Source organism: Streptomyces prunicolor, assembly GCF_045162825.1.
GTDB lineage: Bacteria > Actinomycetota > Actinomycetes > Streptomycetales > Streptomycetaceae > Streptomyces > Streptomyces prunicolor.
In genome coordinates this window covers 927179-950571 of the sequence record NZ_CP108676.1, presented here as the reverse complement: position 1 = coordinate 950571, position 23393 = coordinate 927179, and the positions used below count along the sequence as shown (strand labels likewise).

Sequence of the window (23393 nt, the reverse complement as noted above, 5' to 3'; positions counted from 1 at the left end):
GGGGGACAAGTCACAGGGATCCGATAGCTGCCATCGGATCCCTGGATGTGTGCAGGTCGGAAGCTTTTCCGACGCTTCTATGGCCGAGGGGTCCGGCCGCGCTTGCGGGCGCGCGGCAGATACACATCCGTACGGCCGGGCACCACGCGGTTGGAGAGGGTGCCCAGGCGCTCCACGGTGAGCGTCACCTCGTCGCCCGGCCGGAGCGGCGGCGGGGTGCGCTCGCCGACCCGCCCCCAGAACTCGGCCAGTGCGCCCCAGCCGCAGGTGCCCGAGCCGAGGACGTCCCCGGGGCGCACCCAGGTGTCCCGGGAGGCGTAGGCGATCATCTCCTCGAAGGTCCAGGAGACGTTGGCGAGGGTGTCGCGGCCGATCAGCTCACCGTTCAGGGTGACGGTCATCTCCAGGTCCAGGAAGCCGTCCGGGTCGCGCCGGTCCTCGACCTCGTCGGCGGTCACCAGGCAGGGGCCGAGCGTGTTCGCGAAGTCCTTGCCCTTGGAGAAACCGAGCCCGAGGTTCTTCTCCGGCTTCTGCAGATCGCGCGCCGACCAGTCGTTGAAGACCAGGTAGCCGACGATGTGCTCGCGCGCCTGCTCGGGCGTGAGGTCACGTCCGCTGCGGCCGATGACCACCCCGACCTCCAACTCGAAGTCGAGCACCGAACAGCCGGCGGGGACAGGCACGTTGTCGTGTGCGCCGTACGCGGCATGGGGGTTGGTGAAGTAGAAGTTGGGTGCCCGGTACCACTCCTCGGGCACGTGCTCCAGCCCGTCCAGGGACTTGGAGACCCCCTCGATGTGCGCCTCGAAACCGACGAAGTCCCGGATGGACGGCGGCTTGAGGGGAGGTAGTAGGTGGACCTGATCCACCGTCAAGTCGCTTGGCTTGCGCAGCGCTTCGGTACCTGCCGCGTGCAGCACGTCCTGCTCCAACAGGGTCAGTACGGTGATCCCTTCGGGCAGCGGATGGATGGTGCCGTCCCGGACGACCCCGGCGCGCTCCACGCCCTCGAACTCGTATGTCGCGAAACGCATCGCTCACTGCTCCCAGTGGTTGGTGTTGGTGACGGCCCCCGTGCTGAGGTAGCCGGCGAAGAGGCCCTTGGGGTCGTAGGCGGCCCGGATCTCCCTCAGTCGCCGCCACTGTTCGTCGCCCATGAACCTCAACTGCCGCACGGTGAAGTCGGAGTCGCCGAGGTACTGGCCGGCGGTCACCGGCTGCATGTCCGCCATCGCGCTGTCCAGCCAGGCGCGCAACTCCGCGTCCCGTGCCGGGTCGTCGTGGATGACATAGGTGGCGCAGTAGATCTCCGTCTGCAACGAGAAGGCCATGTCGGGGAGTTGACGGAGCGGGGCCATGGAGAACCAGATGGTGAAGGTCTGCCGGGTGGGCTGCTCGGTGAACGCCTTGCGGATCGCCGGTACGACCTCGTCGGCACCGCCGGTCAGCCAGGCGTTGTCGACCAGGTAACGGTGGCCCTCGGGGTTGGCGATGCGCTGACCCGCCAACTGTTCGGCGAGCGTGGTCTGTTGGGCCTCCACGCGGAACAGCGCCCGGTCCGCGTACGGGTTGGCGTGCAGTGGCGCCAGCGCCTCGGCGGCTTCGTCTGCGGTGTCGGTCATCGACACGCCCGTGACCAGCAGCACCGGCTCGTCCAGGTCGGGCGGTGTCTGGGTGAGCGCGACGATCTCGACCAGGTCGGAGACGGTGTGGTGCATGCCGTGCAGCCAGGTCATGACCTCGTCGAACAGGTCGAGTGGATAGGCGTGCACGGTGTGGCCCAGGTACCGCGGCAGTGGGCGGGTGCGCAGATGGAAGCGGGTCACGATGCCGAAGAAACCCGGGCCCGCGCCGCGTGCCGCCCAGAACAGATCGCTGTGCTGTGTCTCGTCGGCGCGCACCAACTCGCCCTCGGCGGTGACGACATCGATGGCCACGATGTTCTCCGCCGCCCAGCCCCAGCCCCGCGCGTTCCAGCCCTGCCCGCCCTGGAGCAGGAAGCCGCCGATGCCCACGGAGGGGCAGTGTCCGCCGTTGAAGAAACGGCCGAACTCCCCGAGGTACGGGTTGAGTTCGTCGCCGCCTTTCACACTGGGCGTCGCCGTCACGATCTCGGTCCCCGGGTCGTACGCCATCTCGCGGAAGCCGCCGAGATCGATCAGCAGCGCGTCCTGACGCACCGACCAGGCGGCCCAACTGTGCCCGCCGGAACGGACGGCGACCTGCCAGCCGCGTTCGAGGGCGAGCCGTACGCCCTCCACCACGTCCTGCTCGGACTCGGCCATCAGGACGGCGGCCGGTGAACGGTCCGACGGGCGGCGGGCATTGAAGACCCGACCGAAGCACGCCGTCTCGAAGTCCTCGTCGTCGGGGAGGTGGAGGGTGCCGGAGAAACGGTTCCGGTGTGGGGGTTCGGGGGTCATCCCCCGATTGAATGCAGTCACGGGCGGGCTCACTTGATCGCGATCGGGTTGACGGGGGCGCCCACCGCGCCGGTCACCGGCAGGGGCGCGGCGACCAGCAGGAACTCGTGGACACCGTCGGCCGCACAGTCCTCGGCCAGCGCCTCCAGGTCCCACATCTCGCCCAGCGGGAGGCCCATGTTGGGGATCGCTATCTGGTGCAGCGGGGACATCGCGGGCTGTGGGAACTCGTAGGGCCGTACCTCAAGTCCCCAGGTGTCGGAGGCGATCGCCGCGATCTCCGTGCGGTGCAGCCAGCCGAGAGTGGTGAAGGAGAGGCCGGGCGCGTCACCGGCGGCGTAACCGCCCCACGCGCCGAGCCGCCGTACGCGGCCGAGTTGGCCGGTGCGGATCAGGACCAGGTCGCCGCGCCGTACGGAACTGGTCGCGCCCTGCGCCTCGATCGTGGCCCGCAGATGCTCCTCCAAGATGGGGAATCCGTCCGGGAGTTCACCGTGCTCGTCGCCGACCGCGCGGCCCACGTCGAGGAGGACCCCGCGGCTGGTGAAGGCCTCCTTCATGTGCTCGATGCCGGTGACCGAGTCGCCGTCGCCGTTGACGATGGTGCACGGACGGCCGTTCCACGCCTGCTTGTTGTCGTAGATGTGGCCCAGCCCGTCCCACTGTGTGGAGGCCTGCAACGGCATCACGACGTGGTCGTCGGCTCCGCCGAAACCGTGCGGGAAACCCTGGGTCCCGGCGGCCGCGTCGGAGCCGGTGTCCTTCATGTAGTGGACCGGGTTGATACGGCCGCGGAAACCGCGCTGCGGGCCCGACTCGTTGAACTCCTGGGCGAGTGAGAAGGACCGCCCGCGCCGCACCAGGCCCACCGCGTGGGCGCGGATCGCGTCGTCGATGAAGTTCAGCGTGCCGAGCACGTCGTCATCGCCCCAGCGGCCCCAATTACGGTAGGCGGAACGGGCCTTGGCGAGTTCTTCCTCGATCGGCCCGAGGGCGGCGGTGGTCATCGGGTACGTCCTTTCAGCAGCAGGTCGAGGGCGTTGCCCCCGGCGACGGCGGCCCGGTCGGCCGGGGCAAGACCGGCCGCGTCCAGACGGGCCACCGGGTCCTCCACACCCATGTCGAAGGGATGGTCGGTCCCGAGGACGACCCGGTCCGCGCCCACCACCTCGACGAGGTGACGCAGCGCGCCCGGGGTGTACACCAGCGCGTCGAACCACATCCGGCGCAGATAGGCGCTCGGCGGTTCGGCGCAGCCGCGCGCGTCCTCCCGTACCTGCCAGGCATGGTCCGAACGGCCGATGTACGTCGGCAGATAGCCGCCGCCGTGCGCCGCCACCAGCTTCAGGCGCGGGAAGCGGTCGAGGACGCCGGTGAAGATGAGCTGCGACAGCGCGACCGTCGTCTCCACCGGCTGACCGACCGTGTTTCCCAGGTAGTTGGTGGCCAGGCGTGCGCCGAGGGAGCAGCCCCAGGGGTGCACGAAGACGACCACGCCCAGCTCCTCGGCCCGCTGCCACACCACGTCGTGGGCGGGGTCGGCGAGTTCGCGGCCGTCGACCGTCGTGGAGACACTGATGCCGTACAGGCCATGGCCGTTGACCGCCTGGTCGAGCAACGCGACGGCCAGGTCCGGGTGTTGGAGCGGGACGGTGCCCAGGCCGTACAGGCGGTCGGGTGCGGTGGCGCAGTGGGCGGCCGTGGCCGCGTTCACGGTGCGGGCGAGGTGGATCGCGAGGTCGGGGTCCGCCCAGTAGTGGTGCATCGGCATCGGACCGACCACCTGGATGTCGACGCCCATCGCGTCGAGGTCCGCGAGGCGGGTGGTGACGTCAGTCAACTCTGGTGCCAGGCGCTGGAGTTGGGCGCGGTTGGCGGCCATGGACGCGGGGGAGTGGGCGCGCTGCTCGGCCGCCAGCTCGGTGGCGAGACCCGGGGTGCCCGCGACCAGGGCGTCGGCGGCGGGGACGGCGAGGTGGCCGTGGAAGTCGACCACGGGCGAGCCGGTCACGCCGCCGCCGTCAGGCTGTCCAGGGTCTCCGACATGATCCGGGCCGGGTCGGCGTCGGGGGTGTCCGGGTGGATCTCCCAGTCGGCGAGCTGGAGGGAGTTCTCCAGGACCATCCGGACGCGGGGCAGCCGCCGGGCCATGAAATGGTCCAGGGCCTTCTCGGTCGGTTCGTCGCCGGTCACCAACTCGGCGAGCAGCACGGCGTCTTCCATGCACATTGCGGCACCCTGCGCGATCAGCGGCGGACAGGCGTGCGCGGCGTCGCCGATGACCATCGCGCGGCCCCGGTGCCAGGGCTCGTCGACGAGGATCGCCTCGATCCAGCGGTAGTCCACCGCCGTGTCGTCGGGCAGCGAGGCGAGGATCTTGCCCCAGGTGCCGCCGTACCCGGCACCGCGTTCGCGCAGCAGATCGAGCGGGGCGCGGGGGCCGATCAGGGTGGTGTCGAGGTTCTCGTCGAGGAGGTAGGCGTAGCACTGGTCGGCGGAGATCGGGCTGTAGCCGGCCTTGAAGCGGGGGCCGCCGTAGTACACCTCGGCGCAGTCCATCTCGGCGGGGCGCTCCGCGACGACCCGGAAGATCGACATGCCGACGGGACGGGGGTTGGCGTCGATGCCGATCAGCGCGCGCATCGCCGAGTTGATGCCGTCGGCGCCCACGACGAGGTCGTAGCGACCGGTCGTACCGTCCGTGAAGGCCACGTCCACATGGTCCGGTGACTGGTCGAGCCGTTCCACACTCAGCCCGAGACGGACCCGCACCCCGTGCGTGCGCACCGCGTCGCACAGCGCGTCCTGTAGATCCGAGCGCAACGCCCCTGCGGTGGACGGCAGTTCGGGGCCACCGGTGTGCGGGGTGTTCAACTCGATGAGCAGCCCGCCGTCGGCGCGGCGCAGCCGCATGAGGTCGAACGGCACCGCCCGGGCCAGTACCCGGTCCAGGACACCCACGGAACGCAACGCCTTGAGCGCGTTGCCCTGAAGGGTGATGCCATGGCCCACACCGAACCACTGCGGAGAGATCTCGACGAGCTCCACCTCGGCGCCGCGTTGGGCGAGCGCGAGACACAGCACGCTTCCGGTAATGCCGCCGCCGACGACGAGCACCTTTTGTACGGGCATGGGCGATCCTTGCGAACGTAGACAGAAGTGGGGGGTCAGCCGGAGAAGCGGTCGCCGAGTTCATGGAAGTGCTCGACGGTCGGCGGCTCCGTGAAGAACGGTCCGACCAGGGCCCTCCAGCGCGCGAAGGCATCGGACTCCCGGAAGCCGACGTTGTGCGCCTCGATCGACTCCCAGCCGACCAGCAGGAGGAAGGTCGTCGGCCGCTCCGCACCGCGCAGCAGCTCGGCCCAGCGGAACCCGTCGGCCTCGGCCAGCACCTCACGGGCCTTGCCGAACACCTCCGCGAACTCCCGTTCCCGACCCGCCTCGACGGTCAGCTCGGCATGCTCGACTATCACGCTCTTCTCCTCGGGCTTCTCCTCGGGAAAGTGGGTGCTCCGAGCCTGCGTGGGCGGTCGATGCACGGTCAACGGATCGAGGCATCGGCAAGGGGGACGTCATGCATCCCCTACGGCGATGGACCAGCGGTTCAGCCGTCCGGTGGGCCGGTGTTGGAGGCGCGGGGCGGTGTCCGGCGGGCCGGTGATGGAGGAGCGGGTGTGTGCCCGGCGGGCCGGTGATGGCAGGCATCGCGGATCGCCATTTCCGCCCGGTCCCCGGGCTGCCTAGCGTCGAGGGCGAGCCCCCACCCGTACGAGGAGAGCGCCGTGCCCGATCCACTGCCCACCCATGCCGGACCTTTCGCGCTCGGCACGTTCGCTTCCGGTGCTTCCGGTGAGGCGGGCTTCCCCGGCCTGATCACCGGCGTCCGCGTGCGCGATCTCTCCGACCTCGTGCCGTCGATCCGCGCGCTCGTCGACGAGTGGGACAGCTGGTTGCCCCGGCTCGAAGACCTGGCCCGGTCCACCGAGGGGACCTGGCACGAGCTGGCCGCGTTGCGCGTCCTGACGCCGTTCGAGCCCGGCCTGATCCTGCAGAGCGGCGCTAACTACCGCAAGCACGTGGTCGATCTGGTCGCCGCCGAGAAGGAGAGCGTGCACGGCGCCACCCCCGAAGAGGCCCGCGCCGACGCCGAGTCGATGATGGACGAGCGCGCCCGCAACGGAGTGCCGTACGTCTTCCTCGGCTCCCCGCGCGCGATCAGCGGCCCCTACGACGACATCGTGCTCCCCGCGCTCGGCGAACAGCACGACTGGGAACTCGAACTCGCCCTCGTCATCGGCAAGGCGGGCAGGACCATCGCCGCCGAGGAGGCGATGGAGTACGTCGCCGGGTACACGATCTCGAACGACCTCACCACCCGCGACCGCCTTTACCGGCCCGACCTCAAGGCCATCGGCACCGACTGGTTCAGCGCCAAGAACGCCGACACCTTCCTGCCGACCGGGCCCTTCCTGGTACCGGCGGCCTTCGTCGGAGACCCCGGGGACCTGCGGATCACCCTGCGCCACAACGGAGTTGTCCGCCAGGACGAGTCGACGAAGGACATGATCTTCGACATCCCCCGGCTCATCGCGTACGTCTCCACGACCACCACCCTGCGCCCCGGCGACCTCCTGCTCACCGGTTCCCCGGCCGGCAACGGCGCGCACTGGGGCGTCTTCCTGAAGCCCGGCGACGTCGTCGAGTCCGAGATCACCGGCCTGGGCCACCAGCGCAACACCGTCAGGAGCGGACAGTGACCTTCCAGCCCATCACCCATCTGCGCCATGTCGACCTGGCCGTACCGGACTTCGCCCGCCAGCGCGCCTTCTACGGCACCACCTGGGGCCTGACCGAGGTCGCCAACGACAGCGGGGTCGCCTTCTTCGCCGCCGAGGGCAGCCCCGAGCAGTACATCGTCCGCATCCGCGAGGACGAGCGGAAGCGGATGGACCTCGTCGCCTTCGGGGCCGTATCGCCTGCTGCGGTTGACGAGTTGCATGGGCGGCTCGGGCGGGCAGGGATTCAACTCCTCGGTGAGCCTGGTGTGTTGGACAGCCCGGGCGGGGGCTACGGCTTCCGGTTCTTCGACCCGGACGGGCGGGTCGTCGAGGTCTCGGCGGACGTCGCCACCCGTGCTCACCGCAAGATCGAGGAGCGCGAGGCGATCCCGGTCCGGCTCTCCCACTGCGTGGTCAACTCCCAGGACCCGGAAGGGCTTCGAGACTTCTACGTCCAGCACCTCGGGTTCCGGCTCACCGACACCCTGTACTCGACGCACATGGGCGACCTCATGTACTTCCTGCGGTGCAGCCCGCTGCACCACTCCTTCGCGATCGCCCGGGGGCCTCATGTCTCCCTGCACCACGCCTCGTTCGAGATGCGTGGGGTCGAGGAGTACATGCGCGGCACCGGGCGGGCGCTGCGTGCCGGGACCCGGCTGACCTGGGGGCCCGGGCGGCATCTCGCGGGCGACAACACCTTCTCCTACTTCCACGACCCGCACGGCAACACCGTCGAGTACACGACCGAACTCGCCGTCCTCGAAGAGGACTTGTGGCACCCGGGCCGGCATGACGTCGACGACCCGATCACCCAGGACCAGTGGGGCACCGCCGACCCGATGAGCGAGTCGGTGGCCAAGGAGCAGTTCAACGACCCCGACGTGCTGTTCTTGGCGCCTCCCGTCTGACACCTCCGTCCGACCCCCTCGTCCGGCATCCCCTCTGTCGTGAACCACCCGCAGAAAGGCCGCAGTTGTGGCAACGATCCTGAAGCACGCCGTGCCCAAGTCGGAGGTGACCGCCTCGCTCGCCCAGGTGCGCGAGACCGTGACCGGCGTCATCGCGGACATCCGTGCGCGCGGCGACGAGGCGGTGCGCGCCTACTCCGAGAAGTTCGACAAGTGGAGCCCCGACTCCTTCCGGCTGACGGACGAGGAGGTCGAGAAGATCATCGCGTCGGTGCCCCAGCAGGTCATCGACGACATCCGCTTCGTCCAGGAGCAGGTACGCACCTTCGCGCGCCACCAGCTCGACTCCTTGCGGGAGTTCGAGGTGGAGACGCTGCCGGGTGTGCGGCTCGGGCAGAAGCACATTCCCGTCCAGGCGGCGGGCGCGTACATCCCCGGTGGCCGCTACCCGCTCACCGCCTCCGCCCACATGACCATCGTCACCGCCAAGGTCGCGGGCGTGCCCCGGGTCGTGGCCTGTACGCCGCCCATCCACGGCGAGATCCCGGCCGCCACCGTCGCCGCCATGCATCTCGCCGGCGCGGACGAGATCTGGCTGCTCGGCGGGGTACAGGCGGTGGCCGCCATGTCCGTCGGCACCGACACGATGCGGCCCGTCAATCTGATCGCCGGGCCCGGGAACGCCTATGTCGCCGAGGCCAAGCGGCAGTTGTTCGGGGAGATCGGCATCGACCTGTTCGCCGGGCCGACCGAGATCCTCGTTCTCGCCGACGACGAGGCCGACCCGTTCGTGTGCGCCGTGGACCTGCTCTCGCAGGCCGAGCACGGCCCGGACTCCCCGGCTGTCCTCATCACCACCTCCCGCGAGGTCGCCGAGAAGACCATCGCCGAGGTGGAACGCCTCCTGCCGGCCATGCCCACCCGCGACTTCGCCGGGCCCGCCTGGCGCGACCACGGCCAGGTCCACGTCGTCGACACCCTTGACGAGGTGTACGCCCTCGCCGACGAGTTCGCCTTCGAGCACGTGGAGGTCCTGACCGCCGAACCGCGCCTCGCGCTGGAGCGGATGACCCAGTACGGCGCCCTGTTCCTGGGCGAGGGCACCTGTGTGTCGTTCGGCGACAAGGTCATCGGCACGAACCATGTGCTGCCCACACGTGGTGCCGCGCGCTATACCGGCGGCCTGTGGGTGGGGAAGTACCTCAAGACGGTGACCTACCAGGAGGTCACCGACACCGACTCCCAGGCACTGCTCGGCCGGCTGTGCGGGCGGGCGGCCCGCGTCGAGCTGTTCGAGGGACACGCTCGCTCCGGTGACGTACGGGCGGCGAAGGCCGCGGGCGACGAGCTGCCGTGGAACACTCCATGACCCTGGTCGGCCGTACAGCGCTGGTCACCGGTGGCGGCGGGCCGCTGGGGCGCGCCTTCGCGCTCGCCCTCGCGGACGCCGGGGCCCGGGTGATCCTGGTCGGCCGCAACGAGACGGCGCTCGCGGACGCGGCGGCACAGGTGGAGAAGGACGGCGGGCACGCCCGTACGGGAGTGTGTGACGTCTCCGATCCGGCGGCCGTCGACGCCTTGGTCGTCCAACTCGCCGACGAGGACGTGTCGTTGCTCGTCAACAACGCCGGAGTCGCCGGTCCCGTACGGCCGTTGGTCGACATCGAGCCGGACGAGTGGGACGACGTGTTCGCCGCCAACGTCCGGGGCGTTTATCTGATGTGCCGCGCCTTCCTGCCGCCGATGCTCGCGGCCGGGCGCGGTGACATCGTCAACGTGGCCTCGGTGAGCGGCAAGCGACCGCTGCTCAACCGCACCCCGTACACCGCCTCCAAGATGGCGCTGCTCGGCCTGACCCGGACCCTCGCCGGGGAGGTCGGCCCGCAGGGGATCGCGGTCAACTCCCTTTCCCCGGGCCCGGTTCAGGGGCCGCGCATGGACCGCAACTTCAGACTCACCGCCGAACTGACCGGCTGCACCGTCGCCGAGGCCGAACGCGACTTCGCCTCCCGGGCCGCCCTCGGCCGGCTCGTCGAGGAGCACGAGGTCGCGCAGGCTTTGGTGGCGATGCTCGCGATGCCAGGCCTGTGCGGGGCCGACATCGACCTGTCGGCGGGAATGATCGCCCCGGCGTAGCTGATCGGGGCGCGTGAAACGGCGAGGTGGACGGCTGGCGAGCCGCCCGCCTCGCCGTCGTGAGTTCGGGAACACACCCGCTATGACAACTCTGTGTGACCGCCATGAAATGGTCCGCCTGATCCGAGGCATCGGACTCCCATATGTGTGTGCCGCCTGCCTATTCCCTGGTTCTCATGGCTGCTTCACTCCCTCGTGCGCACCTTCGGTGCCTCCGCCGGGCCGTCCGCACCCCGCGTTCGACGGCCTGCCGGTCACACTGCGCAACGGCGCATCGATCCCTGGGAAGGCAAGCAATGACGCTGATCACCCGACGCTCGGTCCTGATCGCCGGTACCGCCACGGCCGGAGCCGTACTGGTTCCGGCGGTGTCCGCCACCGCCGCGCCGACGGCCGCCAAGGCCACGAAGGCTTCGGGCACGCGGATCTCGGTCGCCTCCGGTGAGACGTACACGGTCTCCGCGACCACCCGCGTGAGCGAGCTGTCCATCGCCGACGGCGGCACGATCGCCGCCCCGGACGGCTCCAGCCTCTCCCTGACCGTCGACGGAGTGGAGACCGGCCAACTGCTCACCGCCACCGGCGGAACGGCCACCCTGATCCAGGCCGGCACCTACCGGGGCGACGTCGTCCTGACCGTCTCCGCCGCCAACGAGGTGACGTACGAGACGCTCACCTTTCCGTTCCGGCAGGCGGTGTACGTCGACGGCGACGGCGTGGTCAAGGACAAGTCCGTCCTCGCGGCCGTCCTCGGCGGCAAGCTCACCGACGCCTACGCGAAGAACGTGTCGATCACCTCGACCGGCGAGTGCTTCGACGGGGTCTACGTCCAGGACACCACCTACACACTCGACCGGCCCGCCATCTCCCTTACAGGCAACGGCCGTTGCGACTTCGCGGGCTACGGCGCCGCAGTCGTCGGCGACGGTTCCTCGACCACGCTGGTCGTGGACGGAGCCCGGATCGACAACAAGGGAGTCGTCCGCACCGCCGTCATCGCCAACGACGGTGCCAACGTCATCGTCAAGGACTCCGTCCTCCGCGCCCGCAACGGCGTACTGCCCGCCGACTACCAAGCCACCGTGGAAACCCCGTACATGGAGTCCGTGCCCTGGATGCTCGGCCTCGACGGCAACGTCCGCGCCACCAACCTCATCGGCAAGAACAGCAAGGCCACCTACCTCAACTCGACCGTGTTCTCGGAGACTTGGGGTGCCCTGTCGGTGGAGGGCGGCAGCGGGCTCAAGCTGACCGCGATCAACAGTCACTTCGGCAACACGGGGGAGTACGGCTACGGCACCTACGCCATCGGCGACGCGACCGTGCGGGTGCTCGGCTCCCGGCTCGACGTCGGCAGCTACGCGACCATCATCGCGGGCCCCGCCGCGGTCGTGCACTACGGAGACAGCACCAGGGCCGCCGTCGCCGCGCTCAACACCGAGCTGGAACTCGGGCTGTCCAAGGCTGAGTTGGCGTCGATCCCGGCGCGTAACACCGTCGTGAACTCCGGGCACTTCGGCTATATGTTCTTCGGCGCCGGCCAACTCACCCTCGACGGCGGCACGGTGATCAACTCCGACCGGGCCACCTTCCTCAACAAGGGCCAGCAGACCACGATCAGCGTCGACGGCTCGCAGGGCGCACGGCTCAACCCGCGCGACGGGATCATCCTCCAGATGATCGAGCTGGACGACCCGGGCCCGGTCAACGTCAACGGCAAGATGATGAACATCGGCGTCTACACCGAGCCCACCGGCGACCCGGCGAAGGACGCAAGTTTCGACCCGACCGCCGTGCACACCACCGACGGTGCGGCCACCTTCAACTCCATAGGTTTGAAGGGCGACTTCTACAACGGCATGCGCAAGGGCAAGAACATGGTCCTCACCTTCGAGCACGCGAGTGTCGAGGGCGTCATCTCCGCGTCAACCGCCAAGCACCGCATCTCCAGCATCGACGCGTCGACCTTCTACGAGCTCGGCATCGTCACCAACACCGCCCAGGCCGCCGTCAACAACGGCGCGATCGTGCAGCTGAACAGCGGCTCGACCTGGACCGTCACCGGCACCTCCTACCTGACCCGGCTCGCCCTCGCCGCCGACGCGACCGTCAAGGCGTCCCGGGGAAAGAAGGTCACGCTGACGGTCGACGGGACGGCCACGGCCATCACGCCGGGCCAGACCTACACGGGCGCGCTCACGCTGACCGTCGCGTGAGGGATAGGCGGAGGCGCGGGGCCCACCCGAGCCGAGGGATTCATCCAAGCCGAAGGGCTCACCCGAGCCGCGCCTCCGCCTCCTTCGCGATCCGCTCGAACTGCGCACCCATGGCCGCCTGGAGCGCCTGCGCCCCCGACAACGGCCGGACCATGACCGTCAGTTCGTCGATCAGGCCCTCCTCGTTGACGTGGATGAAGTCGCACCCGGTCAGCTCGCGGTCGCCGACCCGCGCGGCGAACATCAGCGCGCTGTCGCTGCCGTCCGGGTCACCGATCTCCCGGACGTACCGGAAGTCCTCGAAGACCCGCGCCACCCCGTGCAGGATCGCCGCGGTGATCGCCTTGCCGGGGTACGGCTTGAACACGACCGGGCTGGTGAAGACCACGTCCTCGGCCAGCAGCGCCTCGACGGCGTCCATGTCCTGCGCCTCGACCGCCTCACGGAACGCACGCATCGGCTCACCTCATAGTCAATTAGTTGAGTAGGTGTGGATGAGACTAATCAACGGCTGTTAGCGTGTCCACATGTCCCTCAAGTACGCGGTCCTCGCGGCCCTCCTGGAAGGCGAGGCCTCGGGCTACGAGCTGGCGAAGGTGTTCGACGTGTCGCTGGCCAACTTCTGGCCCGCGACACCGCAGCAGCTCTACCGCGAACTGGAACGCCTCGCGCAGGACGGACTGATCGCGGCACGGGTCGTACAGCAGGAACGCAGGCCCAACAAAAGGATGTTCACGCTCACCGAGGCCGGCCGCCGCGACCTCGACACCTTCGCCGCCGAGCCGCCCCGGCGCCCCACCGCCATCCGCGACGAACTCCTCATCAAGATCCAGGCGATGGACGGCACCGACCCCGCCGTGACCCGCGAACTGATCGAGGAACGCAGGTCGTGGGCGGGCGGCAAGCTCGACCGCTACGAGCGGGTACGGGACCGTCTGCTCGGCGGCCGGACCGAGGAGGAGTACCTCCGGGACGCCGACCGTATCGGGCCGTACCTCACCCTCATGGCCGGGATCACCTTCGAGGAGGAGAACCTGCGCTGGTGCGAGCGCGTTCTGGCGATCCTGAAGCAGCGCGTTGCCCTAGGCTGACCCGGATGTTCAGCCCCGAAGGCCCCAGTCTGCGCGAACTCGCCGTCCAGGCCCTGTCGTCCGTCGAGCACGGCTACGACCTCCTCGCGCCCAAGTTCGACCACACCCCGTTCCGCACACCGGCCGCGCTGCTCGACGCGGTCGCCGCGATGCTGGAACGCATCGGTCCCTTCGACGACGGACTCGACGTGTGCTGCGGTACGGGTGCGGGCGTCGAGGTGCTGGCGAAGGTGTGCCAAGAGAGCGTCACCGGCGTCGACTTCAGCACGGGCATGATCGAGGTCGCACGGGAGCGGGTGAAGAGCGGCGGGCCCCGCATCTCATGGGTACGCGGCGACGCCAGGGCGCTGCCGTTCACTTCGGCCTTCGACCTGGTGGTGAGCTTCGGGGCGTTCGGCCACTTCCTGCCCAGCGAACTGCCGGGACTGTTCGCCCAGGTCCACTCCGTACTGCGGCCCGGCGGCTGCTTCGCTTTCCCTGTCGTCGCACCGCCGCGCCCCACGACCCCCGCGTACTGGATGCTGTCCGGCTTCGACGCGGTGATGAAGGTACGCAACGCCGTCTGGCGACCGCCCTTCGTCATGTACTACCGGGACTTCCAACTCGGTTACGTCCGGCCGGAGTTGGAGCGGGCGGGCTTCGAAGTCGACCTCCACGCCCTGCCCGAGTTCGGGCACCGCGGCGACGGCAGCCCCCGTGTCCGCATGATCGCGGCACGACGGCTGCCGTAGCCGTGGCGGTTCTCAACCGGTCGCTGTCGCCGCCGACTTGATGACCTTCGTGAGCAGGTCGGGTGCGATCGTCCTGTCCTGCGCCGCCACGACAGGCCGTACGGGAGTTCACACGTAGCGGCGCACGAACGACAGGGCGGTGTCCGCGACCTCCTGCCAGCCGTGGTCGATGGTCAGGGCGTGGCCCCGGTCCTTGATCTCGGTGATCTCGGTGACGCCCTTGTTGTGCAGCTGCTTCTTGTAGGAGGCGTTGGCGATCGACCAGGGCACGGTGTGGTCCTTCTCGCCCGAGATGATCAGGAGCGGGCCGCGATCGGGGTTCTCGGTGTCGACCTTCGCCTCTGTCCACGGGTTGAGGTTCGCCGTGGCCGCCTGGAACAGCGGGGCACCGGGCGCGGGCACGGCGAACGTCTCGTACAGCTCCCGTGCCTCCTCCTCACCGACGGCGTTGGCGAAGCCGTAGCGGAACTGGTCGTAGGTCAGGGGGACCGCGCGATTGCGGTTGGCGGGGTTGCTGAGGATGGGTGCGGAGGAGCGCAGCGCGGAGATCGGCAGGGGCAACACGCCCCGGAACGGCGCCGGGTCGATCGCCACGGACGCGGCGGAGAGTCCGCGCCCGGCGAGGATCTGCGTGAGCAGTCCGCCGAAGGAGTGGCCGACGATCGCCGGCTTACGGGTCAGCGTGCCGATCAACTCCGCGAGATGGTCGGCGACTTGGCCGACCGTCTTGCCCGCCATGACCTCCGGGTGCTCGTTGGCCTCCTTGACCGTCTCCGGGTCGTCGGGCCAGGACAGGGAGACCGGCGCGTACCCGGCCTGCTCGAAGTGCGCCGCCCAGCGGTCCCAACTGCTCGGCAACAGCCACAGACCGTGGACGAAGACGACCGGCGTGCGTTCGATGGCGTTCGCCCGCTCGATCTGCTGTACGTCGATGTGGGTCATGTCCGCAGTATGGGTCCGTGGAGTCCTGGAGTCTGTTGTACGGCCGCACTTGGTGCGGGACAGCGCCATTGTCGCGGCCTGGGTGATCTCCTACGCTGAGGGCGTGGGGGCAAGAGTGCTGTCCGGGAACGGAGTTGTCCATGCTCAGCAAGGGTGAAGCCGGCGAAGCGGTGCGTCAGGCCAAGGTCAAGACCGGTGTCACATGGGCCCAGTTGGCGGAGGCCGTGGGCCGGCCGCTCGCGTGGACAACGGCGGCCCTGCTGGGCCAGCACCCCATGTCCAAGGACGAGGCGGCGACGGCCGCGGCCCTCCTCGAACTCGGCGAGGACGCCGCCCTCGCCTTCCAACTCCAGCCGACCCGGGGCGCGTTGGACGCGGCCGTACCTGTCGACCCGACGATCTACCGGCTCTACGAAGTCATCCAGGTCTACGGCCCCACCATCAAGGAACTGATCCACGAGCAGTGCGGCGACGGCATCATGAGCGCCATCAACTTCCGCCTCGACGTCAGCCGCGTGCCCGACCCCGCCGGTGACCGGGTCGTGATCACCCTCGACGGCAAGTACCTGCAGTACCAGTGGGAGTGAGCGTGCCCCGTCAGCGACTCCGGCCCGCGTTGAGCCGGGCGGCCTGACGGGTCAGGTGGTCGCGCTCGGCGAGGTTGGGCGCCTTGAGTGCCGCCTCCGCGTACAGCCTGGCCGCCGTCTTCAGGTCGCCGTCGCGTTCGTGGAGGTAGGCCGCCACCGCGGTGTACCGGGGCAGCGAGTCCTCCAGTGCTGCGAGTTCGGCCAGACCGGCGCGCGGGCCGTCCGCCTCACCCACGGCCACCGCGCGGTTGAGGCGGACGATCGGGCTGTCGGTCAGGCCGACGAGTTCGTCGTACCACTCGACGATCTGCACCCAGTCCGTCTCCTCGGCCGTGGGCGCGTCCGCGTGGAGCGCCGCGATCGCGGCCTGGGCCTGGAACTCGCCCAACCGGTCGCGCGCGAGGGCGACTTGGAGGATCGTGACGCCCTCGGCGATCAACGTGGTGTCCCACCGGCCTCGTTCCTGCTCGGCGAGCGGCACCAGGCTGCCGTCCGGCGCGGTCCGGGCGGTGCGCCGGGCATGGTGCAGCAGCATGAGCGCGAGCAGCCCCGCGACCTCGGGGTGGTCGATCGCGGCGGCGAGCTGCCGCGTGAGCCGGATCGCCTCGGCGGCGAGGTCGACATCGCCGGAGTAGCCCTCGTTGAACACCAGGTAGAGGACGCGCAGCACGGTCGCCACATCGCCGGGCTGGTCGAAGCGCACATCGGAGACGGTGCGCTTGGCCCGGCTGATCCGCTGCGCCATCGTCGCCTCGGGCACCAGATAGGCCCGCGCGATCTGGCGCGTGGTGAGCCCGCCGACGGCACGCAGGGTGAGCGCGACCGCCGACGACGGCGTCAACTTCGGGTGCGCGCACAGGAAGTAGAGCTGGAGCGTGTCGTCCGAGGCGGGCGCGGGCCCGGGAGCCGGCTCCTCCTCCACGAGGTCCTCGCGCCTACGGCGGGCGGTCTCCGCCCGCGTCGCATCCAGGAACCGCCGCCACGCCACCGTTACCAGCCAGCCCTTCGCATCCCGCGGCGGATCGTCCGGCCACACCCGGACCGCCTCGACGAGCGCGTCCTGTACGGCGTCCTCGGCCGCCGCGAAATCTGCTCCGCGGCGGACGAGGATCCCGAGCACACTCGGCGTGAGGCTCCTCAGCAGGACCTCGTTCACTTAAAGGTGCACTCCGTGTCCGTGACGGTGGAGTGGACGCCCAGGAACGGGCGCAGTTCCAGCCACTCGTGGATCGGCTTGCCACCGGCACCCGGGGCGGCCGACAGCTCACCGGCCAGCTCCACCGCGCGCTCGTAGGAGTCGACGTCGATCACCATCCAGCCGGCGATGACGTCCTTGGTCTCGGCGAACGGGCCGTCGGTGACCGGCGGGCGCCCCTCACCGTCGTAGCGGACGAAGGTCCCCTCGGGGGAGAGCGCCTGGCTGTCGACGAACTCGCCGGTCTTCTCCAGCCGGGCCGCGAAGTCGTTCATGTACTGGATGTGGGCCGTGATCTCCTCGGGTGCCCACTGGTCCATGGGGACGTCGTTCACGGCGGCGGGAGCGCCGCGGTAGTGCTTCAGGAGCAGGTACTTGGCCATGGTCGTTCTCCTCGGTGCTCGTGCGACCCATTGTGGTCGCGTTCACCTCGGGGACGGAGCCGGGCGCGGGATCTCGACATCGGCAGGCGGGTTTTTTCGCCGCGGACTTCGCGAGGTTTGTGGGGGAGGGCGGAAAGGGAGGCGTACTCACTCCTCTTCCCTTCTTAACGTATAGCGCACCGGGGGGCTTGCGGCAAGGCCCCCGTCGTGCCGCAGAATGTCCGGCCTGAGGGCATGACCTGCGGAAACGGGAGTCGCGGAATGCGTGTTTTGTTGACGACGTGGGGATCGCGCGGGGATGTCGAACCCGTGGCGGGACTCGCGTCGCGCCTGTTGGAACTCGGCGCGGAGGTGCGGGTCGCCGCGCCGCCGGACGAGGAGTTCGTGGAGCTGCTGGCCCGGGCGGGTGTGCCGCTGGTGCCGCTCGGTCCGTCGGTGCGCTCGGTGGTGACCGGGGCGAAGCCGCCGTCGGCGGCGACCGCGTTCCGGCTCGCGCCCGAGCTGGTCGCCGCCCGGTACGAGACGCTGCTGCCGGCGGCCGAGGGGTGTGACGTGCTGTTGGCGAGCGGCCTGATGCCGACCGGCGCCCGCTCGGTGGCCGAGAAACTGGGCATCCACTACGTGTTCGCCTGCTTCCACACGGCCGGTCTGCCGTCGTCGAAGCACCGGCCGCTGTCGCGGCCCGGCCATCAGTCCTCGCCGGAGGAGACCGACATCAAGGTGCTGTGGGAGGAGGACGCCCAGCGGGTGAACGCGCTGTACCGCGAGGCGGAGAACCGGCACCGGGCGGAGATCGGTCTGCCGCCGGTGGACAACGTCCGCGACCACGCGTTCACCGAGCGGCCGTGGCTGGCCTCGGACCCGGACCTGTTCCCGTGGCAGGACCAGACGGATCTCGACCTCGCGGTGACCGGGTCGTGGATCCTGCCCGACGAGCGCCCGCTCCCGGCGGATCTGGAGGCGTTCCTGCGGGCCGGTGCGGAACCGGTGTACGTGGGCTTCGGCAGCATGGCCCTGCGCACCTCGCCGGACGCCGCCCGGATCGCCGTCGAAGCGGTCCGCGCGCAGGGCCGCCGTGTCGTCCTCGGCCGCGGCTGGGCGGACCTGGCCCCGATCGACGACCGGGACGACTGTTTCGGCGTGGGCGAGGTCAACCACCAGGCGCTGTTCGGCCGGGTGGCCGCGGTCGTGCACCACGGCGGCGCGGGCACCACGACGGCGGCCACGCTGTCCGGCGCGCCACAGGTGGTCGTACCGCAGATCGTGGACCAGCCATACTGGGCGGCGCGGGTGGCCGAGCTGGGCATCGGCGTGGCACATGATGGTCCGACGCCGACCTACGACTCGCTGTCGGCCGCGCTCACCACCGTCCTGGCGCCCGAGGTCCGGGAACGGGCACGTACCGTGGCCGGCCTGCTCCGCACCGACGGTACGACGGTGGCCGCGAAGATGCTCCACGACATGGTCAGCGGGGAAGGGCGGTCCACGCACGCGTGAACCGGCCGAACCGAGCACACGAGAAACCGCACGCACCGGTCCCCACGCCCAGCCGCACGCCGGGCCGTGAGCGACCTCAGATCGGAATTGATGCCGTGAACCCCCTGACCACCAGCGCCTTCGACCTTCCCGACCGGCTCGCCGCCAAGGCCGACCCGGCGCTGATCGCCGCCGACGAGCAGCACTTCGCGGCGATCGCGGAGAGCCTCGACCGGTCGATCGCGGAACTGACCGAGCAGCTCGACACCGAGCGCAGGGCACCCGGCGGCATCGGCCGGGCGGCGATGGACCGGGACACGGAGATCCACCGGCTCACCACACGGCTGCGGACCCTACGTCGCTTCGGCCTGGACCTGTGTCTTGGCCACATGGTGGACACCAACACATCCGAGCCCGTGTACATCGGACGGCTCGGTCTCACCGACAGCACGGGCCGACGGCTGCTGCTCGACTGGCGCTCGCCCGCGGCCGAGCCGTTCTTCGGCGCCACTCACGCCAACCCGATGGGCCTGGCAAGCCGCCGCAGGTACCGCTGGACGCGCGGCCGGATCAGCGACTACTGGGACGAGGTCTTCACCGCCGACGGTTTCGTCGGGCACGCCGCGCTCGACGACCAGTCCGCGTTCATCGCCAGCCTCGGCGGCAACCGCTCGGGCCGGATGCGCGATGTGCTCGGCACCATCCAGGCCGACCAGGACGCCATCATCCGCGCGGGATCACGCGGCGCGCTGGTCGTCGACGGCGGCCCCGGCACCGGCAAGACCGTCGTCGCCCTGCACCGCTCCGCCTACCTCCTCTACTCCGACCCGCGCCTCGGTCACCGCAGGGGCGGCGTGCTGTTCGTCGGTCCGCACCGGCCCTACCTGGACTACGTCGCCGACGTCCTGCCCAGCCTCGGCGAGGAAGGCGTGCAGACCTGCATCCTGCGGGACCTTGTCACCGAGGGCGCCGCCGCGGTCGTCGAGGCCGATCCGGAGGTGGCCCGCCTGAAGTCGTCCGTGCAGCTGGTGCGGGCGATCGAGCCCGCCGTGCGGTTCTACGAGGAGCCGCCCACCAAGGGCATGAACGTCACCACCCACTGGTCCGACATCTGGCTGAGCGCCGAGGACTGGGCGGTCGCGTTCGAGGCGGCCGAACCCGGCACCCCGCACAACGAGGGGCGCGAGCAGGTCTGGCAGGAGCTGCTCACGATCCTGGTGGACAAGCACGACGACACCGCCTCGCCGCGGGACGGGGAGGACGGGCAGGTCACGCCCGAGCAGCTCCGGCGCTCGCTGCGGCAGAACAGGGAGCTGCTCACCGCCTTCAACCGCGCGTGGCCGCTGCTGGAGGCGGCCGACCTCGTGGGCGACCTGTGGACCGTACCGGCCTACCTGCGCAAGTGCGCCCCCTCGCTGAGCCGTGACGAGGTCCAGCGGTTGCAGCGCGCGGACGCCCAGGCCTGGACGGTGTCCGACCTGCCGCTGCTCGACGCGGCACGGCAACGGCTCGGCGACCCGGAGTCGGCGCGCCGCAAGCGTCGGCAGGAAGCCGCCGTGGTCGCCGAACACGCGCGCCGGACCGACGTCATCGACAGCCTGCTGCAGAACGTCGAGATCGACGAGAGCGAGGGCGCGATGGGCATGCTCCACGGAAAGGACCTACGGGACGCGCTGATCGACGAGGCCGCACAGGTGTCCGCCGTCGAACCCGACCTGCTGGCCGGGCCGTTCGCGCACATCGTCGTGGACGAGGCACAGGAACTGACCGACGCGGAATGGCAGATGCTCCTGCTGCGCTGCCCGTCCCGCAGCTTCACCATCGTCGGTGACCGCGCCCAGGCCCGGCACGGGTTCACCGAGTCGTGGCAGGAACGGCTGAAGCGGATCGGCCTCGACCGGATCAACCTCGCCTCCCTGACCGTCAATTACCGCACCCCGGAAGAGATCATGACGGAGGCCGAGCCGGTCATCCGTGCCGTGCTCCCGGACGCCAACGTGCCGACCTCGATCCGCAGCAGTGGCATCCCCGTCGTCCACGGACCCACCTCCGACCTGGAGTCGGTCCTCGACATCTGGCTCGCCGAGCACATGGACGGCATCGGCTGTGTCATCGGTACGGCCGAGATCGAGAAGGACGTCTTCCGGGCGAGGCCCCGTGTCCGGGCGCTGACTCCCGAGCTGTCCAAGGGACTTGAGTTCGACCTGGTCGTCCTTCTCGACCCGGAGCAGTTCGGCGAGGGCATCGAGGGAGCCGTCGACCACTACGTGGCGATGACCCGGGCGACCCAAAAGCTCGTCGTGCTCACGAGCGCCTAAGTCAGGCTGGCGCGCGGCGAGTTGGGACCCGCCGCGCGCTACCGTGTCGAGCCCCCGGCTCAGCCGGCCGCAGAGGGCAGCGTGAACTCATAGATCAGGGCGTCCTGGTGGGCCTCCACCACCAGATCGGTGATCTCCAGCGGGCGCGCGTACTGGTCGTGCACGCGGCGGGTCACGCGCACCGAGGGTGCGTTCGCGACCTGGGTGATGGCGTCCCGGTGGTGCAGGGTCAGACCGGCCCGGCGCATCCAGTCGTAGGTGCGCCGGAGTTGGGCGGCGGCGGAGCCGTCGGCGCGGTCGCGGTAGCGGGCCAGTTCTTCCACCTCGGCCAGTGCCACCGCCGAGAAGGACGTGACGGCCGTACGGAGTCCACTCCCGTCGGCCGCCGCGGACGCGTAACGGTGCACCAGCGTCGGTCGGTGCGGGGCGATGCCCAGGGCCTCGGCGTGGTCCGGCGGGGGAGTCTCCCAGGTCACGGTGGCCCGGTCGAAGCCGGTCGGGTCCGTGCTGCGGGCGCCGACCGGGAAGGTGAGGGAGGAAGGGGTCTCGACGGGCTGCCCGGCCAGGGTGGCGTGGCTGCCGCGCCGGTCGGTGGCGACCAGGCCGTCCCTGCGCAGCACCTCCAGCGCCTGCCGTACGGTCTCCCGGCTGACCTGGAAGTGCTCGGCCAACTGCCGTTCGCCGGGCAGGCGTTCGCCGGGCGGGATGGTGCCGTCGTGGAGTTCGCCGAGCAGTTGGGTGGCGACCCTCCCGTAGAGGGGCTGGTCGTCGGCGGTCGGGTGGTCGTGGGGGGTGGTGCGGGCCATGCCGCGCCTCCTGTTGGTGACAAGACTGATGGTGGAACCGGTGACAATTCGTAGCCGTGCGGGCTCGTTGCGCGACCAGATCTAGCATTGGTCTAAACCACCAGGGAAGAGCGGCAGGGCAGTTAGGCCGAAACCGACCCGCGCCGATCACTCCTCACAGCGCGCCGTACACGGCGTCGATCAGGCCCATCTTCCGTGGGTCGTCGGCGATATGAGCGCCCATCCGGTTCATCACATAGCCCATCGACACCCCCGCCTCCGGGTCGGCCAGACCGAAGGAGCCGCCGAAGCCGTCGTGTCCGAAAGCCCTCGGGTTGGGACCGTACGATCCGTTCGGGCCGCTGAGCCACAGACCGAGCCCGACCTCCGTCTCGTGTGCGAAGCCCGCGCCGATCACCAGGTCGCGGCAGCTGCCCTGCCCCTCGCGCACCCGCTCGACCGCCTCGGGGGAGAGGACGCGGTGGCCGTCGTGGGTTCCGCGCCCGGCGAAGACGCCGTAGAGCGCGGCGATCGCGCGTGCGGTGCCGTGGCCGTTCGCGGCCGGGATCTCCGCGGCGCGCCACTCCGGGGTGTTGGCCTCGGCCGCGCCCGCGACCGGGTTGGTCAGCGCGGCGATGGCGGCGGGCGCCAACTGGCTGAAGATCGCGGCCTGTTCACTCGCCGACGCGACGGGCGGATGCAGCAACTCGGCAGCCCGCCCCGCCTCCTTCTCCGGCAGCCCGATGGTGAAGTCGATCCCGAGCGGACCGGTGACCTCACGCTCCAGGAACGCGCTCGGCAGCAACCCCGAGACGCGGCGCACCACTTCACCGACCAGGAAGCCGTAGGTGATCGCGTGGTACCCGGACCGAGTCCCCGGCTCCCACCAGGGCTCCATCGCCGCGAGCCGCTCGGTCGTCAACTCCCAGTCGTAGAGCTGCGCGAGAGAGTGCGGCTCGCGCAGACCGGCCAGTCCGGCGCGGTGCGAGAGCAGGTGTCGTACGAGGATGTTCTCCTTGCCCGCGGCGGCGAACTCCGGCCAGTACGTGGCCACCGGGGCGTCGAGGTCGAGCAGGCCGCGGTCGGCGAGGATGTGGGCGCACAGGGCCATCGGGCCCTTCGTCGTCGACCACACGTTGACCAGCGTGTCCCGTTCCCAGGGGCGGGTCCGCGCCGCGTCGGCCCAACCGCCCCACAGGTCGACCAGGGTCTCGCCGCCCACGGTGACGGTCACCGCGGCGCCCAGTTCGCCGTGGTCCCGGAAGTTCTCCTCGAACGCCGTGCGCACCGCCGTGAAGCGGGGGTCGCAGTGGCCGTCGACGGCTGGCTGGTGCTCGGACATGGGGCCTCCGTGGTGTGCCGGACGCCCGGGCCGCGACGCTGCGGCCCGGACGTCCTGAACATACCGACTGGTCGGACTG

The 23393-nt window shown here is 70.1% G+C and carries 22 protein-coding genes; 10 read left to right on the top strand and 12 right to left on the bottom strand.

Annotated features, from left to right (window positions below; all coding sequences use genetic code 11):
• Positions 1 to 77: 77 nt before the first annotated feature.
• Genes OG588_RS04325 through OG588_RS04300 form a run of 6 tightly spaced genes read right to left on the bottom strand, consistent with a single transcriptional unit; the run spans position 78 to position 5896 of the window.
• Entirely contained in the window at positions 78 to 1034 is a 957-nt protein-coding gene (locus OG588_RS04325) for a fumarylacetoacetate hydrolase family protein (protein WP_405946081.1), read from the bottom strand.
• Between the two features lie 3 nt (positions 1035 to 1037).
• Positions 1038 to 2423, bottom strand: a complete 1386-nt coding sequence (locus tag OG588_RS04320) for an FAD-binding oxidoreductase (protein ID WP_405946080.1) — start codon at positions 2421 to 2423, stop codon at positions 1038 to 1040.
• Positions 2424 to 2452: 29 nt separating this feature from the next.
• A complete protein-coding gene (locus OG588_RS04315) occupies positions 2453 to 3430 on the bottom strand; it encodes a cyclase family protein (protein WP_405946079.1) in 978 nt (325 codons plus the stop codon).
• Positions 3427 to 4434 (bottom strand): amidohydrolase family protein, encoded by a 1008-nt coding sequence (locus OG588_RS04310; protein WP_405946078.1) that lies wholly within the window; start codon positions 4432 to 4434, stop codon positions 3427 to 3429. Before OG588_RS04310 ends, OG588_RS04315 begins: the two co-directional genes overlap by 4 nt.
• A complete protein-coding gene (locus OG588_RS04305; protein ID WP_405946077.1) occupies positions 4431 to 5555 on the bottom strand; it encodes an FAD-dependent monooxygenase in 1125 nt (374 codons plus the stop codon). The genes OG588_RS04310 and OG588_RS04305 overlap by 4 nt, the downstream gene beginning before the upstream one ends.
• Positions 5556 to 5590: 35 nt before the next feature.
• On the bottom strand, positions 5591 to 5896 hold the full coding sequence (locus OG588_RS04300) for an antibiotic biosynthesis monooxygenase family protein (protein WP_405946076.1): 306 nt from the start codon (positions 5894 to 5896) through the stop codon (positions 5591 to 5593).
• 309 nt (positions 5897 to 6205) lie between these two features.
• Between OG588_RS04300 and OG588_RS04295 the strand changes: the two genes are divergently transcribed.
• From OG588_RS04295 to OG588_RS04275, 5 genes are all read left to right on the top strand, one after another.
• Positions 6206 to 7180 (top strand): fumarylacetoacetate hydrolase family protein, encoded by a 975-nt coding sequence (locus OG588_RS04295; RefSeq protein WP_405946075.1) that lies wholly within the window; start codon positions 6206 to 6208, stop codon positions 7178 to 7180.
• Positions 7177 to 8112 (top strand): VOC family protein, encoded by a 936-nt coding sequence (locus OG588_RS04290; RefSeq protein ID WP_405946074.1) that lies wholly within the window; start codon positions 7177 to 7179, stop codon positions 8110 to 8112. The genes OG588_RS04295 and OG588_RS04290 overlap by 4 nt, the downstream gene beginning before the upstream one ends.
• A 67-nt stretch (positions 8113 to 8179) precedes the next feature.
• Positions 8180 to 9481, top strand: a complete 1302-nt coding sequence (hisD, locus tag OG588_RS04285; RefSeq protein WP_405946073.1) for a histidinol dehydrogenase — start codon at positions 8180 to 8182, stop codon at positions 9479 to 9481.
• Positions 9478 to 10248 (top strand): SDR family NAD(P)-dependent oxidoreductase, encoded by a 771-nt coding sequence (locus OG588_RS04280; protein WP_405946072.1) that lies wholly within the window; start codon positions 9478 to 9480, stop codon positions 10246 to 10248. The genes hisD and OG588_RS04280 overlap by 4 nt, the downstream gene beginning before the upstream one ends.
• A 296-nt stretch (positions 10249 to 10544) precedes the next feature.
• Entirely contained in the window at positions 10545 to 12464 is a 1920-nt protein-coding gene (locus OG588_RS04275) for a hypothetical protein (protein WP_405946071.1), read from the top strand.
• Between the two features lie 58 nt (positions 12465 to 12522).
• Here the strand turns inward: OG588_RS04275 and OG588_RS04270 are convergent, their stop codons facing one another.
• Positions 12523 to 12921 carry a nuclear transport factor 2 family protein gene (locus tag OG588_RS04270; RefSeq protein WP_019057974.1) on the bottom strand — a complete coding sequence of 133 codons (399 nt, stop codon included), beginning with the start codon at positions 12919 to 12921 and terminating at the stop codon, positions 12523 to 12525.
• Positions 12922 to 12991: 70 nt separating this feature from the next.
• Here OG588_RS04270 and OG588_RS04265 point away from each other — a divergent pair, with 70 nt between their 5' ends.
• Positions 12992 to 13555 (top strand): PadR family transcriptional regulator, encoded by a 564-nt coding sequence (locus OG588_RS04265; RefSeq protein WP_405946070.1) that lies wholly within the window; start codon positions 12992 to 12994, stop codon positions 13553 to 13555.
• 5 nt (positions 13556 to 13560) lie between these two features.
• Positions 13561 to 14286 carry a class I SAM-dependent methyltransferase gene (locus tag OG588_RS04260; RefSeq protein WP_405946069.1) on the top strand — a complete coding sequence of 242 codons (726 nt, stop codon included), beginning with the start codon at positions 13561 to 13563 and terminating at the stop codon, positions 14284 to 14286.
• Positions 14287 to 14394: 108 nt separating this feature from the next.
• Here OG588_RS04260 and OG588_RS04255 read toward each other — a convergent pair whose 3' ends face one another.
• Entirely contained in the window at positions 14395 to 15228 is an 834-nt protein-coding gene (locus OG588_RS04255; RefSeq protein ID WP_366094467.1) for an alpha/beta hydrolase, read from the bottom strand.
• A gap of 140 nt (positions 15229 to 15368) precedes the next feature.
• Here OG588_RS04255 and cynS point away from each other — a divergent pair, with 140 nt between their 5' ends.
• A complete protein-coding gene (cynS, locus tag OG588_RS04250; protein ID WP_019057970.1) occupies positions 15369 to 15815 on the top strand; it encodes a cyanase in 447 nt (148 codons plus the stop codon).
• 10 nt (positions 15816 to 15825) lie between these two features.
• Here the strand turns inward: cynS and OG588_RS04245 are convergent, their stop codons facing one another.
• Together OG588_RS04245 and OG588_RS04240 are read right to left on the bottom strand one after the other, a co-directional pair.
• The gene (locus OG588_RS04245; RefSeq protein WP_405946068.1) at positions 15826 to 16971 is read right to left on the bottom strand and encodes an RNA polymerase sigma factor; all 1146 of its coding nucleotides are present in this window, start codon (positions 16969 to 16971) and stop codon (positions 15826 to 15828) included.
• Positions 16968 to 17393 (bottom strand): YciI family protein, encoded by a 426-nt coding sequence (locus tag OG588_RS04240; RefSeq protein ID WP_266880119.1) that lies wholly within the window; start codon positions 17391 to 17393, stop codon positions 16968 to 16970. Before OG588_RS04240 ends, OG588_RS04245 begins: the two co-directional genes overlap by 4 nt.
• 261 nt (positions 17394 to 17654) lie before the next feature.
• On the opposite strand from OG588_RS04240, the gene OG588_RS04235 reads away from it, so the two are divergent.
• Positions 17655 to 18890 carry a glycosyltransferase gene (locus OG588_RS04235; RefSeq protein WP_405946067.1) on the top strand — a complete coding sequence of 412 codons (1236 nt, stop codon included), beginning with the start codon at positions 17655 to 17657 and terminating at the stop codon, positions 18888 to 18890.
• Positions 18891 to 18985: 95 nt separating this feature from the next.
• Complete coding sequence (gene helR, locus OG588_RS04230; RefSeq protein WP_405946066.1) at positions 18986 to 21187, top strand: RNA polymerase recycling motor ATPase HelR; 2202 nt, start codon at positions 18986 to 18988, stop codon at positions 21185 to 21187.
• 59 nt (positions 21188 to 21246) lie between these two features.
• On the opposite strand, the gene OG588_RS04225 is transcribed toward helR, so the two are convergent.
• Both OG588_RS04225 and OG588_RS04220 read right to left on the bottom strand, forming a co-directional pair.
• Positions 21247 to 21993 (bottom strand): GntR family transcriptional regulator, encoded by a 747-nt coding sequence (locus tag OG588_RS04225; protein WP_405946065.1) that lies wholly within the window; start codon positions 21991 to 21993, stop codon positions 21247 to 21249.
• 154 nt (positions 21994 to 22147) lie between these two features.
• Positions 22148 to 23314 (bottom strand): serine hydrolase domain-containing protein, encoded by a 1167-nt coding sequence (locus OG588_RS04220; RefSeq protein WP_405946064.1) that lies wholly within the window; start codon positions 23312 to 23314, stop codon positions 22148 to 22150.
• Positions 23315 to 23393 lie beyond the last annotated feature (79 nt).

Coding starts and splice junctions, on each gene's coding strand:
- OG588_RS04270 (WP_019057974.1), bottom strand. CDS start 12,921: ATGCGTGCGTTCCGTGAGGCGGTCGAGGCGCAGGACATGGACGCCGTC.
- cynS (WP_019057970.1), top strand. CDS start 15,369: ATGCTCAGCAAGGGTGAAGCCGGCGAAGCGGTGCGTCAGGCCAAGGTC.
- OG588_RS04315 (WP_405946079.1), bottom strand. CDS start 3,430: ATGACCACCGCCGCCCTCGGGCCGATCGAGGAAGAACTCGCCAAGGCC.
- OG588_RS04255 (WP_366094467.1), bottom strand. CDS start 15,228: ATGACCCACATCGACGTACAGCAGATCGAGCGGGCGAACGCCATCGAA.
- OG588_RS04325 (WP_405946081.1), bottom strand. CDS start 1,034: ATGCGTTTCGCGACATACGAGTTCGAGGGCGTGGAGCGCGCCGGGGTC.
- OG588_RS04265 (WP_405946070.1), top strand. CDS start 12,992: ATGTCCCTCAAGTACGCGGTCCTCGCGGCCCTCCTGGAAGGCGAGGCC.
- OG588_RS04240 (WP_266880119.1), bottom strand. CDS start 17,393: ATGGCCAAGTACCTGCTCCTGAAGCACTACCGCGGCGCTCCCGCCGCC.
- OG588_RS04280 (WP_405946072.1), top strand. CDS start 9,478: ATGACCCTGGTCGGCCGTACAGCGCTGGTCACCGGTGGCGGCGGGCCG.
- OG588_RS04275 (WP_405946071.1), top strand. CDS start 10,545: ATGACGCTGATCACCCGACGCTCGGTCCTGATCGCCGGTACCGCCACG.
- OG588_RS04320 (WP_405946080.1), bottom strand. CDS start 2,423: ATGACCCCCGAACCCCCACACCGGAACCGTTTCTCCGGCACCCTCCAC.
- OG588_RS04220 (WP_405946064.1), bottom strand. CDS start 23,314: ATGTCCGAGCACCAGCCAGCCGTCGACGGCCACTGCGACCCCCGCTTC.
- OG588_RS04235 (WP_405946067.1), top strand. CDS start 17,655: ATGCGTGTTTTGTTGACGACGTGGGGATCGCGCGGGGATGTCGAACCC.
- OG588_RS04225 (WP_405946065.1), bottom strand. CDS start 21,993: ATGGCCCGCACCACCCCCCACGACCACCCGACCGCCGACGACCAGCCC.
- OG588_RS04305 (WP_405946077.1), bottom strand. CDS start 5,555: ATGCCCGTACAAAAGGTGCTCGTCGTCGGCGGCGGCATTACCGGAAGC.
- OG588_RS04260 (WP_405946069.1), top strand. CDS start 13,561: ATGTTCAGCCCCGAAGGCCCCAGTCTGCGCGAACTCGCCGTCCAGGCC.